Source organism: Actinoplanes sp. NPDC049599, from assembly GCF_044465625.1.
Classification (GTDB): domain Bacteria; phylum Actinomycetota; class Actinomycetes; order Mycobacteriales; family Micromonosporaceae; genus Actinoplanes.
Genome location: NZ_JBITLX010000042.1, coordinates 45,026 through 58,581 on the forward strand (window position 1 = coordinate 45,026; position 13,556 = coordinate 58,581).

Annotated in this window: 14 protein-coding genes; 8 read left to right on the forward strand and 6 right to left on the reverse strand. The window is 73.7% G+C overall.

Translation table 11 applies throughout. The features are described 5' to 3' along the window. The first annotated feature begins 42 nt into the window (after positions 1 to 42). Genes ACIBQZ_RS40460 through ACIBQZ_RS40475 form a run of 4 tightly spaced genes read left to right on the forward strand, consistent with a single transcriptional unit; the run spans position 43 to position 4,688 of the window. Positions 43 to 1,104: an AAA family ATPase gene (locus ACIBQZ_RS40460; RefSeq protein ID WP_396094259.1), complete on the forward strand. Its 1,062-nt coding sequence runs from the start codon at positions 43 to 45 to the stop codon at positions 1,102 to 1,104. Next, complete coding sequence (locus tag ACIBQZ_RS40465) at positions 1,097 to 3,397, forward strand: DUF5682 family protein (RefSeq protein WP_396094260.1); 2,301 nt, start codon at positions 1,097 to 1,099, stop codon at positions 3,395 to 3,397. The genes ACIBQZ_RS40460 and ACIBQZ_RS40465 overlap by 8 nt, the downstream gene beginning before the upstream one ends. Continuing rightward, on the forward strand, positions 3,394 to 3,516 hold the full coding sequence (locus ACIBQZ_RS40470; protein ID WP_396094261.1) for a hypothetical protein: 123 nt from the start codon (positions 3,394 to 3,396) through the stop codon (positions 3,514 to 3,516). The genes ACIBQZ_RS40465 and ACIBQZ_RS40470 overlap by 4 nt, the downstream gene beginning before the upstream one ends. Beyond that, positions 3,513 to 4,688, forward strand: coding sequence for a VWA domain-containing protein (locus ACIBQZ_RS40475; RefSeq protein ID WP_396094262.1), 1,176 nt, complete (start codon positions 3,513 to 3,515; stop codon positions 4,686 to 4,688). The genes ACIBQZ_RS40470 and ACIBQZ_RS40475 overlap by 4 nt, the downstream gene beginning before the upstream one ends. A gap of 11 nt (positions 4,689 to 4,699) precedes the next feature. Here ACIBQZ_RS40475 and ACIBQZ_RS40480 read toward each other — a convergent pair whose 3' ends face one another. Both ACIBQZ_RS40480 and ACIBQZ_RS40485 read right to left on the reverse strand, forming a co-directional pair. After that, a complete protein-coding gene (locus ACIBQZ_RS40480) occupies positions 4,700 to 5,341 on the reverse strand; it encodes a 4'-phosphopantetheinyl transferase (protein ID WP_396094263.1) in 642 nt (213 codons plus the stop codon). A 191-nt stretch (positions 5,342 to 5,532) separates the two neighbouring features. Beyond that, the gene (locus tag ACIBQZ_RS40485) at positions 5,533 to 6,342 is read right to left on the reverse strand and encodes an alpha/beta fold hydrolase (protein WP_396094264.1); all 810 of its coding nucleotides are present in this window, start codon (positions 6,340 to 6,342) and stop codon (positions 5,533 to 5,535) included. Positions 6,343 to 6,384: 42 nt separating this feature from the next. Between ACIBQZ_RS40485 and ACIBQZ_RS40490 the strand changes: the two genes are divergently transcribed. The 3 genes from ACIBQZ_RS40490 to ACIBQZ_RS40500 all read left to right on the forward strand — a co-directional run bounded on the left by ACIBQZ_RS40490 (position 6,385) and on the right by ACIBQZ_RS40500 (position 8,251). Further along, complete coding sequence (locus ACIBQZ_RS40490) at positions 6,385 to 7,296, forward strand: nucleotide excision repair endonuclease (protein ID WP_396094265.1); 912 nt, start codon at positions 6,385 to 6,387, stop codon at positions 7,294 to 7,296. Continuing rightward, positions 7,293 to 7,688 carry a GNAT family N-acetyltransferase gene (locus tag ACIBQZ_RS40495; RefSeq protein ID WP_396094266.1) on the forward strand — a complete coding sequence of 132 codons (396 nt, stop codon included), beginning with the start codon at positions 7,293 to 7,295 and terminating at the stop codon, positions 7,686 to 7,688. Before ACIBQZ_RS40490 ends, ACIBQZ_RS40495 begins: the two co-directional genes overlap by 4 nt. Positions 7,689 to 7,816: 128 nt before the next feature. After that, complete coding sequence (locus ACIBQZ_RS40500; protein WP_396094267.1) at positions 7,817 to 8,251, forward strand: nitroreductase family deazaflavin-dependent oxidoreductase; 435 nt, start codon at positions 7,817 to 7,819, stop codon at positions 8,249 to 8,251. Here the strand turns inward: ACIBQZ_RS40500 and ACIBQZ_RS40505 are convergent. From ACIBQZ_RS40505 to ACIBQZ_RS40520, 4 genes are all read right to left on the reverse strand, one after another. Further along, positions 8,238 to 9,047: an ABC transporter ATP-binding protein gene (locus tag ACIBQZ_RS40505; protein WP_396094268.1), complete on the reverse strand. Its 810-nt coding sequence runs from the start codon at positions 9,045 to 9,047 to the stop codon at positions 8,238 to 8,240. The genes ACIBQZ_RS40500 and ACIBQZ_RS40505 overlap by 14 nt on opposite strands. Next, positions 9,047 to 10,078: a FecCD family ABC transporter permease gene (locus ACIBQZ_RS40510; RefSeq protein ID WP_396094269.1), complete on the reverse strand. Its 1,032-nt coding sequence runs from the start codon at positions 10,076 to 10,078 to the stop codon at positions 9,047 to 9,049. The genes ACIBQZ_RS40505 and ACIBQZ_RS40510 overlap by 1 nt, the downstream gene beginning before the upstream one ends. Continuing rightward, positions 10,075 to 11,037 carry a FecCD family ABC transporter permease gene (locus ACIBQZ_RS40515; protein WP_396094273.1) on the reverse strand — a complete coding sequence of 321 codons (963 nt, stop codon included), beginning with the start codon at positions 11,035 to 11,037 and terminating at the stop codon, positions 10,075 to 10,077. Before ACIBQZ_RS40515 ends, ACIBQZ_RS40510 begins: the two co-directional genes overlap by 4 nt. A 98-nt stretch (positions 11,038 to 11,135) precedes the next feature. Continuing rightward, complete coding sequence (locus tag ACIBQZ_RS40520; protein ID WP_396094270.1) at positions 11,136 to 12,149, reverse strand: ABC transporter substrate-binding protein; 1,014 nt, start codon at positions 12,147 to 12,149, stop codon at positions 11,136 to 11,138. A gap of 173 nt (positions 12,150 to 12,322) precedes the next feature. On the opposite strand from ACIBQZ_RS40520, the gene ACIBQZ_RS40525 reads away from it, so the two are divergent. Further along, positions 12,323 to 13,468 (forward strand): DUF5925 domain-containing protein, encoded by a 1,146-nt coding sequence (locus ACIBQZ_RS40525; protein WP_396094271.1) that lies wholly within the window; start codon positions 12,323 to 12,325, stop codon positions 13,466 to 13,468. Positions 13,469 to 13,556 lie beyond the last annotated feature (88 nt).

The window sequence follows — 13,556 nt, forward strand, 5'->3', positions numbered from 1 at the left end:
TGCCGGCGATCGGCTGGACGGCCGGACAGACAGGGAGTTCGAGTGACCGCACTGCGACCGCACGCCGAGGACCAGTATGCCGAGGAGCTGGCCCTGCTCGCCGCGACGGACGAGCGCCCGCGCCCGCCGGGTTGGCGGCTCTCCCCGCAGGCGGTGGTGACCTACCTGCTCGGCGACGGCGCCAAGATCACCCCGAAGTACGTCGGGCCCCGGCGCCTGGTGGAGGTCGCGGTGTCCACGCTGGTCACCGACCGGGCGCTGCTGCTGCTCGGCGTCCCCGGCACCGCCAAGACCTGGGTGTCCGAGCACCTGGCGGCGGCGATCTCCGGCGATTCGACGCTGCTCGTGCAGGGCACGGCCGGCACCCCCGAGGAAGCCATCCGATACGGCTGGAACTACGCCCGGCTGCTCGCCGACGGCCCGTCCGAGGCCGCGATCGTGCCCAGCCCGATCATGCGGGCCATGCAGACCGGCGCGATCGCCCGGCTGGAGGAGCTGACCCGCGTCCCGTCCGACGTGCAGGACGCCCTGATCACCGTGCTGTCGGAGAAGACGCTGCCGGTGCCGGAGCTCAACACCGAGGTCCAGGCGCAGCGCGGCTTCAACCTGATCGCCACGGCCAACGACCGCGACCGCGGCGTCAACGAGCTGTCCAGCGCCCTGCGCCGCCGGTTCAACACGGTGGTCCTGCCGGTCCCGGCCTCCGCCGACGACGAGGTCGAGATCGTCGCCCGCCGGGTGGCCCAGCTCGGCAAGTCCCTGGACCTGCCCGAGGTGCCCACCGCGCTCGAGGAGATCCGCCGCGTCGTGACGGTCTTCCGCGAGCTGCGCTCCGGCCTCACCGAGGACGGCCGCACCAAACTGAAGTCACCCACCGGCTCCCTCTCCACCGCCGAGGCGATCTCGGTGGTCACCAACGGCCTGGCGCTGGCGGCCCACTTCGGCGACGGCCACCTGCACCCCGCCGACGTGGCCACCGGCATCGTCGGCGCGGTGGTCAAGGACCCGGCCTCCGACAGCGTGGTCTGGCGCGAATACCTGGAAACCGTGGTCCGCGAGCGCACCGACTGGCGCGACTTCTACCGTGCCGCCCGCGATGCCTGAGCGGATCTACGGCATCCGCCACCACGGCCCGGGCTCGGCCCGCGCGGTGGTGCAGGAACTCGACCGCGAACCCCCGTCGATACTCCTGATCGAAGGACCACCGGAGGCGGACGACCTGGTCCGCTGGGTGGCGAACGAGGACCTGGAACCACCGGTGGCTCTGCTGGGCTACGCGGCCGACGACCCGGGCCGGGCGGCGTTCTGGCCGTTCGCGGTCTTCTCCCCGGAATGGCAGGCGATGCGCTGGGCGGTGGAGCACGGGGTGCCGGTCCGCTTCTTCGACCTGCCCTACGCCTACCGGCTGACCGACAACCGAACCCCGGACACCCCACCGGCGGCCGGACCGCCACCTCAGCCGGGGCCGGCGCTGCCCGAGCCACCGGCAGACGTCGGCGCTCCGGGTGCGGCAGGGCCAGGCGCTCTGCCCACCGGTGTGCCGGCTGGGGCTCCCGTGATCCGGACGCGACCCGTTGACCCCATCGCCGAGCTCGCCGCCGCTGCCGGTTACGACGATCCCGAACGATGGTGGGAGGACGTGGTGGAGCATCGGGGCATGCCCGCGTTCGAGGCGATCGCGGAGGCGATGACCGCCATCCGGGAGACCGCCCCCGACGATCCCGAGGACCTGCTGCGAGAGGCGCACATGCGCACCGTCCTGCGCGACGTGCGGCGCACCCACGACACCATCGCCGTGGTGTGCGGGGCCTGGCATGTGCCCGCGCTCGCTCGCAAGGTCACCGCGCGGGAGGACGCCGCTCTGTTCAAGGGGCGGAAGAAGGCCAAGGTCGCGTTCACCTGGGTGCCGTGGACCTACGGGCGGCTGGCCTCCTGGTCCGGCTACGGCGCCGGCGTGCGGTCGCCGGGCTGGTACCACCATCTGTTCACCACCGCCGACGAGGTTGTGCCGCGGTGGCTGGTCGATGCCGCGCATGTGCTCCGGGCCGAGGGGGTGCCCACCTCGTCCGCGCACGTCATCGAGGCGACCCGGCTCGCCGAGGCGCTCGCGACCGTACGGGGGCGGCCGCTCGCCGGGCTTGCCGAGGTGACCGAGGCTGCCGAGGCCGTCATGTGCGACGGCGAGCAGTTGCGGGTCGAGTTGATCGGGCGTCGGCTCGTGGTCGGTGAACGGCTCGGTGGGGTGCCCGACGACATGCCCGCCGTACCGTTGGCCCGGGATCTGGCCGCGCAGCAGCGTTCCGTACGGCTCAAGCCGGAGGCGCTCGAACGTGTTCTTGATCTGGATCTGCGCCGCGAGATCGACCTGGCCCGCAGCCGGTTGCTGCACCGGCTGCGCGCGATCGGCGTGCCGTGGGGCGAGACGGACACCACCGCGCGGGGCACCGGCACGTTCCGGGAGCAGTGGCGTCTGCGCTGGCAGCCGGAGTTCGCGCTCCAGCTCGTCGAGGGCAGCATGTACGGCACCACCGTCCTGGCCGCCGCCACCACGAAGGTGACCGACGCGGCCCGCAGAGCCGGTTCCCTCGGCGACGTGACCGCCCTGGTCGAGGTGTGCCTGCTGGCCGATCTCGCCGATGCGTATCCGCCGGTGCTGGCCGCGCTGGACACCCGGGCCGCGCTGGACGCCGACATCAACCACCTGATGGCGGCGATCCCGGCGCTCGCGCGCACCCTGCGGTACGGCGACGTCCGGCGCACCGACGTGGCCGGCCTGGCGACCGTCACCGCGTCCCTGCTGACCCGGGTGTGCGCGGGCCTGCCCGCCGCGGTGGGTTCGCTCTCCGACGGGGCCGCCAAGGAATCGCGCGGTCACGTCGACGGGGTGCACGCGGCGGTGAGCCTGCTCGACGACCGTGACCTGCGGGAGCGCTGGCTGACCACTGTGGAGTCGTTGTCCCGGCGCGCGGATCTGCACGGGTTGCTCGCCGGACGGTTCACCCGGCTGCTGCTCGACGCCGGGCGGCTCGGCATCGCCGAGGTGCAGCGCCGGCTGCGGCTCCCGTTGACCATCGGCACGCCGCCCGCCCACGGGGCCGCGTGGGTGGAGGGGTTCCTCGCCGGCGGCGGCCTGCTGCTCGTGCACGACGACGCCCTGCTCGACCTGCTGGACGGCTGGCTGGCCGACATTCCCGCCGATGCCTTCGGGGACGTGTTGCCGTTGCTGCGCCGCACCTTCGGGGCTTTCGCCGCGGGTGAGCGACGCGCGATCGGTGAGCGGGTCGCGGCGCCGGCCGGGGCCGGGCGCGGCGCCGCCGCACCGCTCGTGCTGGACCACGACCGGGCAGCCCTGGTGCTGCCGACATTGAGTGCGTTGCTGGGCCGGGAGGTCTCATGACGGACGACAAAGCCCCGGCCAAGAACCTGCGGGGGCCGGGAGGTCTCATGACGGGCACTGAAGACCCCGCACGGCGCGGCAGGCCGGCCAAGGACCCGCTGGGCCGGGAGATCTCGTGACGGACGCCGAAGACCCCGCGCGGCAGGAGCGGCTGCGCCGCTGGCGGCTTGTGCTCGGCGGGCCGGCCGAGGATTCGCTCGGTGTGGCCCAGGGCCGCGATGCCGCGATGGATGCCGCCCTGGCCGCGCTGTACGACGCCGGCGGTGACGGTGAAGGCAGCCGCACCGCCCGCTCGGCCGGGCTGGGGAGTTCGGCGCCGAAGGTGGCGCGCTGGCTGGGCGACATCCGGGAGTACTTCCCCAGCACCGTCGTGCAGGTCATGCAAGCCGACGCCATCGAGCGGCTCGACCTCACCCGGTTGCTGCTGGAGCCGGAGATGCTGGCCGCGGTCGAGCCGGACGTGCACCTGGTCGGCACCCTGCTCTCGCTGAACCGGGTGATGCCGGAACGGACCAAGGACGCCGCGCGGCAGGTGGTCCGGAAGGTCGTCACCGAGCTGGAGCAGCGGATCGCCCAGCGGACCCGGGCGGCCGTCCACGGCGCGCTGAACCGGGCCGCGCGGATCAACCGGCCGCGGCACGTCGACATCGACTGGGACAAGACCATCCGGGCCAACCTCAAGCACTACCAGGCCGAGCTCCGCACGGTGGTCCCGGAACGGCTGGTCGGCTACGGCCGCCGGGCGACGGCGGTCCAGCGGGACGTGGTGCTCTGCGTCGACCAGTCCGGCTCGATGGCCGCGTCGGTGGTGTTCGCCGGGGTGTTCGCGGCGGTGCTGGCCTCGTTGCGGTCCCTGCGGACGTCGCTGGTGGTCTTCGACACGGCGGTGGTCGACCTCACCGGGCAGCTCAGCGATCCGGTGGAGGTGCTGTTCGGCACCCAGCTGGGCGGCGGCACCGACATCAACCGGGCGATCGGCTACAGCCGGCAGCTGATCACCCGGCCGCGGGACAGCATCTTCGTGCTGATCAGCGACTTGTACGAGGGCGGCGTGCGGGAGCAGATGCTGCGGCGGGTCGCGGAGATGACCGCGGCGGGTGTGCAGGTGGTGGTGCTGCTGGCGCTTTCCGACGAGGGTGCGCCCGCGTATGACCACGAGAACGCGGCGGCGCTGGCGGCGCTGGGGGTGCCGGCCTTCGCGTGCACGCCGGACGCGTTCCCCGAGCTGATGGCGGCGGCGATCGAACGCCGGGACCTGATGGCGTTCGCGCAACGCGGCACAGACCGATGAACACCCGGCCGCTACCCCGCCGGCACCACGACGGCCGTTGCCACGAGGTCGTCCGCCACCGCATACCGGCCGGTCAGTGTCGTGAACGGGCCCGGCACCAGGACCCGTGCGGTGAACGTCTGCGTCGCCGGGTCGAAGCTCAGCTCGGCCTCCTCGAAGCCCAGCCATTCCCCGGTGCGCGGCGACCACACCTTGTAGACCGATTCCTTGGCGCTGAACAGCAGCCGTTGCCACTGCACCGACGGGTGCGCCGCCGCGAGCTCGGCCAGGTGCTCCCGCTCGCCGGCCGACGACACCAGGTTGAGCACGCCCTCCGGCAGCGGGCCGTGCACCTCCGCGTCGATGCCGATGCCCGCGACCTGCGATGTCCGGCCGACCGCCGCCGCCCGGTAGCCCACGCAGTGCGTCATGCTGCCCACGATGCCGTCGGGCCAGACCGGCGCGCCGCGCACCCCGGGCAGGATCGGCGTGGCCGGCACGCCCAGCTCGGCCAGCGCCAGCCGGGCGCAGTGCCGGGTGGTCGTGAACTCGCGTTTGCGCTTCTCCACGGCCTTGACCAGCAACGCGGCCTCGGCGGGGAACAGCGTCGCGGCCGGCGGGTCCGCGCGGGTGCTCACGCAGTGCACACCGGGCGGCAGGATGCGCTCAAGCACAGAAGAGAACCCTCCGAACAAGCTCCACCAACACCAAAGGTCCCGGCAACCGCTCAGGCTCCGCCGAAGAGTTCGGGAAGCGACCGAACCCGGCCGGGAACGCCCGGTCCCCGAGCATCACCGAGCACTCCCGACGCGCGTTGCGGGAGACCCGAAGCGCCGGGGCGTCGACGAACACCCCCGAAAGACACCTACACACCGGTGAAGAATCCCAGGATCGCGTCGTTCACCGCGGCCGGTTGTTCCAGGTAGCCGTAGTGGCCCGCGTCCGCGATCCGCACGTACCGGGCGTCCGGGATCGTGGCCGCCAGCTCGCGTCCCCGGGCCTCCGGTGCGATCAGGTCGTCCGCGAACGACAGCACCAGCGTCGGCACCCGGATCGCCCGGTACGCCGGGCGCCGGTCGGTGTCCACCACGACGTCCAGGTGTGCGCGCTGCGCCGGGTCCGTCCAGTCGGTCGGGGACATCTCCAGGATGTCGAGCCAGTCCTGGGCGGTCTCCGGGTCCTCCAGGGTCCGCGGCGACAGGTTCTGCAGCGCCCGGTTGACCGCGTCGCACTCCGGCGGCACCACGACCTTTCCGGCCGCCATCGCGCGGTCCGCCGCCGCCAGTGCCAGCGACAGCGCGTCCGGGCGGGCCCGGGCGGCCATCAGCACCGCCTGGCTGACCAGTTCGGGGCGGACCAGCAGCAGTTCCTGCACCACGTACGCGCCCATCGAGGTGCCGATCAGCCGGCACGGGCCGCCGGCGACCCGTTCGATCATCGCGATCGTGTCGGCCACCAGGGTGCCGACCGTCAGGCCCGGTGCCGCCGGGCCGCTGTCGCCGACCCCACGGTTGTCCAGGGTGATCGCCCGGTAGCCGGCGCCGACCAGGGCGGGCACCTGGTGCAGCGACCAGGTGCGGCCGCGCGCGGCGGAGCCGGGCAGGAGCAGCACCGGCGCGCCGCGGCCGGACTCGTCGTAGTGCAGGGTGATGTCGCCGACACCGATCGCAGGCATGTGCGGAAGGCTAGCCGAGGCCGCCGGGCGGATACTGGGGCGATGCGACCGGAGATCCGCCGCCTGGCCGCCGGGCTGCCCAGCGCGCCCGGTGTCTACCGGTTCCGCGACGCCCGCGGGCGGGTGCTCTATGTCGGCCGGGCCACCGAGCTGCGCGCCCGCGTCGGTTCCTACGGCGGCGACCTGCGGGACCGCCGGCACCTGCGGCGGATGGTTCCGCAGGTCACCCGGGTCGAGGCGGTGGCCTGCGACTCCGTGCACGAGGCCGCCTGGCTGGAACGCAACCTGCTGGAGGAGTCGCTGCCCCGGTGGAACAGGACGACCGGCGGCGCCGAGGTCCCGGCGTACCTGCGGTTGGATGCCCGGCCCGCGACGGCCGGGCTGCGCCTCACCCACGACGCCGGGCAGCCGGCCGCGGGGGTGCGGATCTTCGGGCCCTATCTCGGCGGCACGCGTGCCCGGCTGGCGGTCAGCGCGCTGCACCGGGTGCATCCGCTCGCGGCCGCGGCCGCGGGCCTGACCGGCGCCGAGCGGGATCTGGCCGCGCGGCGCGGCGTCAGCAGCGGCGACCGCGCCGCGCTCGCCGAGGCCGTCGCGGCGGTGCTGCAACGCGAGCCGGTCGCGGTCGCTGCCGCGCTGGCAGAGCTGGCATCGGTACGCGACAGAGCTGCCGCCGCGCTCGCCTTCGAACTCGCCGGCCGGGTCCAGGAGGAGATCCGTGCGCTGGCCTGGGTCACCGCCGCGCAGCAGGTCACCACGCTGGAGCCGGTCGACCTCGCGGTGCGGGGCTGGGCCGACGGCTGGCTGGTGTCGTTCGCCGTGCGGGCCGGCCGGGTCCGCTCGTGGAGCCAGCGCCGGTGCGCGCGGCCCCCGCAGGAGCCGCCCGCGGCGTGGGCCGGTTTCGCCCGGCGCAACGCGGAACTGGCGGCGGCGCTGGCTAGGCTGGCGGAGTGACGACCACGTACGGGTGGCGCGCGGACTTCGCGAACGCCGACCTCGACACGCTGCACGCCGCGGGTTTCGGCTATGCCGCGCAGGGGCTCGACTGGCGGTCCCGGCTCGACCGGCACAGCGTGGGCTGGGTCTGCGCCCGCCGGGAGGGCACGCTGATCGGCTTCGTCAACGTCGTCGGGGACGGCGGCGTGCACGCGTTCCTGGTGGACACCGTGGTGGCCGAGCAGGCGCGCGGGCACGGCGTCGGCACCGCCCTGGTCGCCGCCGCGGTGACCGGCGCCCGGGCGGCGGGCTGCCAGTGGCTGCACGTGGACTACGAGCCCCATCTCACCGCGTTCTACCAGGAGGCCTGCGGTTTCCGGGAAACCACCGCGGGTCTGGTGGCGCTGTGATCCGTCGTCGCGACAAGGAGAAACCATCATCCTGCTCGACCCGCAGGTCGCCGGCGACGAGCGCGCCGCGTGGTGGGAGCGGGCCGCCGAGTCCTGATCCACCGTCCGACTGAGAAGGGGTCTTCGCCATGCCGCTGTCCGGCGAGTACGCACCGAGCACCGCCGACTGGGCCCGCAAGCAGGCCGAGACGTACGAGGCCACCAACGGCGCGCGGGCCGGGACGATCGCCGGCAAGCCGGTGATCGTGCTGACCTCGGTCGGCGCGCGGACCGGCCTGCTGCGCAAGACGGCCCTGATGCGCGTCGAGCACCACGGGGAGTACGCAGTGGTCGGCTCGCTGAGCGGCGGCCCGAAGAACCCGGTGTGGGTGTACAACCTGCGCAAGCATCCGCTGGTCGAGCTGCAGGACGGCGACGCCCGGCACGACTACGTGGCCCGCGAGGTGACCGGCGACGAGCGGGCACTGTGGTGGGAGCGGGCGGTCGCGGCGTTCCCGACGTACGCGAGCTACGAGAAGAAGACCCAGCGGCTGATCCCGCTCTTTGTACTCACCCGCGCCTGACCCGGGCGCCCCGGGCCGCGCGCGCCGCCGGCACCACCAGCGGCGTGCGCGTCTGCGGGTCCTCGATCACCTCGCAGCGCAGCCCGTAGACGTCCTCGACCAGCTCGGCCGTGACGATCTCGCCCGGCGCGCCCTCCGCGACGATCCGGCCGGCCTTCAGCACGATCAGGTGGGTCGCGTACCGGCAGGCGTGGTTGAGGTCGTGCAGCACCGCGACCAGGGTCCGGCCCTGCTCGTTCAGGTCGGCGCAGAGGTCCAGCAGGTCGATCTGGTACGCGATGTCGAGGTACGTGGTCGGCTCGTCCAGCAGCAGGATCCCGGTCTGCTGGGCCAGCGCCATCGCCATCCACACCCGCTGGCGCTGACCGCCGGACAGCTCGTCGACCGCCCGGTCCGCCAGCGCGGTCACCCCGGTCGCCTCCATCGCCGCGGCGACCTGGTTCTCGTCCTCCGGGGTCCACTGCCGCAGCAGCTTCTGGTGCGGGTAGCGGCCGCGGGCCACCAGGTCCGCCACCGAGATGCCCTCCGGCGCGGTCGCGGTCTGCGGCAGCAGCCCGAGCCGCCGGGCCACCTCCTTGGCCCGGTACGAGCCGATCAGCGCGCCGTCCAGCACCACCGTGCCGTGCTTGGGCGTGAGCAGCCCGGACAGGGCCCGCAGCAGGGTGGACTTGCCGCAGGCGTTCGGCCCGATGATGACCGTGAAGGAACCGTCCGGGACGGCCACGTCCAGTTCGGACGCCACCACCCGGTCGCCGTACGCCAGCGTGAGGCCGGAGCCGGACAGCCGCGAGGTCATCAGTTTCCCTTCCGCCATTGCCCGGCGAGCAGCCAGGCCAGGTAGACCCCGCCGACCGCGCCGGTGACCACCCCGACGGGCAGCTGGGCGGGGGCCAGGAGCCGTTGCGCGACCAGGTCGCTGAGCACCATCAGCAGCGCGCCGGTGAGCGCCGCGGGGAGCAGCTGCAGCGTCGGCGAGCCGGTGAGCCGGCGGGTGATCTGGGGCGCGGCCAGGGCCACGAACGCCACCGGCCCGGTCGCGGCGGTCGCCACCGCGCAGGCCGCGACGGCCAGCAGCACCAGGATCAGGCGGGAGCGGCGCACCCGTACGCCGAGGGACTGCGCCGCGTCGTCGCCCATCTCCAGCAGGTGCAGGCGCCGGCCGTACAGCAGCAGCAGCGGGGTGAGCACCAGCAGGGCGAGGCCGAGCGGGCGCACGTATTCCCAGGTCCGGCCGTTCAGGGTGCCGACCAGCCAGACCGCGGCGGCCTGGGCGGCGTCGAGCCGGGCCCGGCTGATCAGGTAGCTGTTGACCGCCACGAGCATCGCGCTGACGCCGATGCCGACCAGCACGATGCGCCGGACCGCGCCGCCGCCGGCCGCTGCCAGCCCGTACACGATCAGGGCGGTGAGCAGGCCGCCGGCGACGGCCGCGAGCGCGGCCCCGGCCGGACCGGCGCCGAACGCGACGATGGCCAGCACCGCCCCGGTGGCCGAGCCGGTGGTGAAGCCGACGATGTCGGGGCTGCCCAGCGGGTTGCGGGACAGGCTCTGGAAGACCGCCCCGGACATGGCCAGCGCGGCGCCCGCGAGCAGGCCCAGGCTGACCCGGGGCAGGCGCAGGTCCAGCAGGATGAACCGGTCGGCGCGCCGGCCCCCGCCGTTCAGGATCTCCAGGATGTCGGCGACCGGCAGCCGCACGCCGACCGCGACGACCGTCCAGGCGACGACCCCGGCCGCGGCCAGCAGCAGCACGCCGCTGACCCCGAGCGTGCGCAGGTCCAGGCGCACCGCGAGGCCGGGCGCGCGCACGGTGATCCGGCGTCTCACAGCGGCACGATCCGGCGGCGCAGGATCACCGCGATGAAGATCGGGGCGCCGAGGAACGCGGTGACCAGCCCGGCCTGCACCTCGCCGGGGCGCGCCACCACCCGCCCGACGATGTCGGCGAGCAGCAGCAGCGTGGGTGCGAGCACCAGCGAGTACGGCAGCAGCCAGCGCTGGTCCGGCCCGACCAGCGTGCGGGCGATGTGCGGGACGGCGAGCCCGACGAACGCGATCGGACCGACCGCCGCGGTGGCGGCCCCGCACAGCAGCGTGACGGCGACGGCGGCGAGCACCCGGGTGCGGTTCAGGTTGGCGCCCAGCGCGCGGGCGGTGTCCTCGCCGAGCGCGATGACGTTCAGCGACGGGCCGAGCCCCAGCGTGAGCAGCACGCCCACCAGGATGAACGGCGCCACCGACCAGAACACGTCCAGCCCGCGGCCGGAGAGCGCGCCGACCGTCCACAACCGGTAGCGGTCGAAGGTGACCACGTCGAGCAGCGCCACCGCGTTGGTGACCGCGAGCAGCGCGGCGCCGATCGCCGCGCCGGCCAGCGCCAGGCGTTCCGGTGACGCGCCCGCGCGGCCCCGGGTGCCCAGCAGGTAGACCACGAGGAACGCGCCCGCCGCGCCGGCGAAGGCGAACCAGATGTAGCCGGTCAGCGAGCTGATCCCGAGCACCCGGATGGCCAGCACGACGGCGGTGGCCGCGCCCGCGTTGATGCCCAGGATGCCGGGATCGGCCAGCGGATTGCGGGTCAGCGCCTGCATGAGCGCGCCGGCCAGGCCGAGCGCGATCCCGGCGGCCAGGCCGATCACGGTACGCGGCACCCGCAGGTCCAGGATGATCCGGACGTCCTCGGACTCCGCGCCTTGGGTGAAGAACGCGTCCCGGACGGTGCCCAGTGGGATCGACTTCGTGCCGATCACGATGCTGAGCACGGTCACCGCCGCCAGCACGGCCACCGCGGCGACCAGCCCGAGGCCACGGCTGGTCCACCCCCCGCGGGCGCGGACCCGCGCCTCGACAGGGGTGTAGCCGGCGCGCCGGGCGGCGGTGGTGGTCACGCCAGGGCGGCCTTGACCAGCGGCACGAACTTGTCGATGACGTACGGGGTGCTCAGCACGCTGTTCGTCGAGAAGCCGTTGACCAGGTCGGCGTCGTCGATGATGAGCAGCCGGCCCGCCTTGGCCGACGGGATGCTGTTGAGCACCGTGTCCTTCTTGAGCTCCGCGCCCGCGCCCAGGGCGAAGACGACGGTCAGGTCGGCGTCGAGCAGGGCGACCTTCTCCTTGGAGACCTCGGCGTAGAAGTTGGCCGGCTTGAGGTCCTCGATCCGCTGCGAGTTCTGGAAGCCCAGCGCCTCCATGAACTGCACCCGGCCGTCGCCGCGGGTGTAGGCGCCGTACTGCCCGCTGAACGCGGCCGCGACGACCACGGATTTGCCGGTGAACGCGGCGTTGGCGGCCTTGGCGTCGGCGAGCGCCTTGTCGTTGGCGGCGACCAGCGCCTCGCCCTCGGACTTGCGGCCCAGCGCCTCGGCGATCAGCAGCGTCTGGTCCTTGAGTGTGGTGCCGTACGGGGCCGTGCCGGCCGGGCCGGACAGGGTCGGGGCGAGCTTCTCCAGCTGGTCCCAGGTGGCCTTGACGTTGTCGCTCTTGGTGAACGTGACCAGGTCCGGGCGCAGCGTGGCGACGCTCTCGAAGTTGATCTCCGGGCCCTTGAGGATCGTCGGCGCGGCGCCGTTGAGCTTCGCCTGGGCCCACGGCCCGACGCCGGTCGGCCAGGCCTGGAACCAGTCGAGGATGCCGGCCGGAACCACACCGAGGGCCAGCAGCGCGTCGGCGTCTCCCCAGCCGAGCGACACGACCGTCTTCGGTGCCTCCGCGACACTGGTGCTGCCGAACTGGTGGGTCACCGTGGCCGGGAACGCGCCACCGGTCGCGGCCGAGGAGCTGCCGCCGGTGGGGGCCGCCGCGGTGTCGTCGTCACCACAGGCCGCGAGCAGGCCGGCGGCCGCCACGCCCGCCGCGCCGAAGAGCAGGTTCCGGCGCGAGATGAGCGGATGGGTCGCCATGTCGGCCTCCGTTCGTTATGAGATCGCTGGTCAAGGCATGTTAGGTAACCCTCACCTTACCGACGACCGCGGATCTTGGGAAACGAAGGTGGTCAGCCGCACAGTCGGTCCCGTTCGGGCCACCCTGGGGAAAACCGGGTGCTCATCCCCCGTTCGAGGACGATCATGGGGTGATGCGTACCCCCCATCAGTCCGTCGACCGGCTCGGCAGCCGCCCGGTGGAAGCGGCGGTTCACCCCGCCGCGTCCGCCGCGCTGCCGCTGTCCGGTGCCGTCGACGACGGTGACCGGCTGGTGGACGTGGTCGACCTGCTCGCGCTGGACGCGTTCGTCACCGGGCGGGAGCCGTACGGCCGCACCAGCTACCTGGAGAACGTCCGCGCCGACGCGACACTGACCACCGAGGACGCCCGCATCGTGCGGGACGCGGTGGAGGAGGACGGGCACGGCCGGCTGTCGGTCGGCGAGGGCTGGACCCTGCACGTGACCCGCTGGAAGCAGAGCCGCCGGGCCCGGGTCACGGTCACCGCGATCAGCTCCGAGCTGGCCGAGGCGGTGCTGGCCGCCGCGACCGACAACGCCGTCGAGGAGCCGGAGCCGGCCGCCGAGAGCGTGCCGATCGGCTTCTGGCACTACGGCGCCCACGGCCCGCGGCGGGTCCAGCGCGAGATCGACGCGGCCCCCTGGGAGCAGATCCGGGCCAACTACGCCGACCCGGTCGCGCGCACCCTGGAACGGCTGATGGCCATCGACGGCACGGCGGTCAACGGGCGCCTGCTGCTCCTGCACGGCGAACCGGGCACCGGCAAGACCACCGCCCTGCGCGCGCTGGCCCAGCAGTGGCGTCCGTGGTGCCAGGTCGACTGCGTGCTCGACCCGGAACGGCTGTTCGGCGATCCCGCGTACCTGATGAGCGTGGCGCTGGGCAGCGGCGACGACGACGAGCCGCGCTGGCGGCTGCTCATGCTCGAGGACTGCGACGAGCTGATCAGCGGCGACGCCAAGGCCAGCGCCGGCCAGTCGCTGTCCCGGCTGCTCAACCTGACCGACGGCCTGCTCGGGCAGGGCCGCAACGCGCTGATCGGGATCACCACCAACGAGGACCTGGCCACGCTGCACCCCGCGGTGGTCCGGCCCGGGCGGTGCCTGGCCAGCATCGAGGTCGGGCGGCTGCCGTACGGCGAGGCGGTCGCATGGCTGGGCACCCCGCACGGCGTCGACCCGCACGGCGCCACGCTGGCCGAGCTGTACGCGCTGCGCACCGGCGCGCAGCCGGTGACGGTCCCGATGACCCCGCCCGCGACCGGTATGTACCTCTAACTCGAAAATCGACGGTGACCAGACGCGCGGCAGCATCCCGCGTCGCGCAGCGGCGTGGGATGGGTCTTGGTTGAAGCGGTGGTTATGC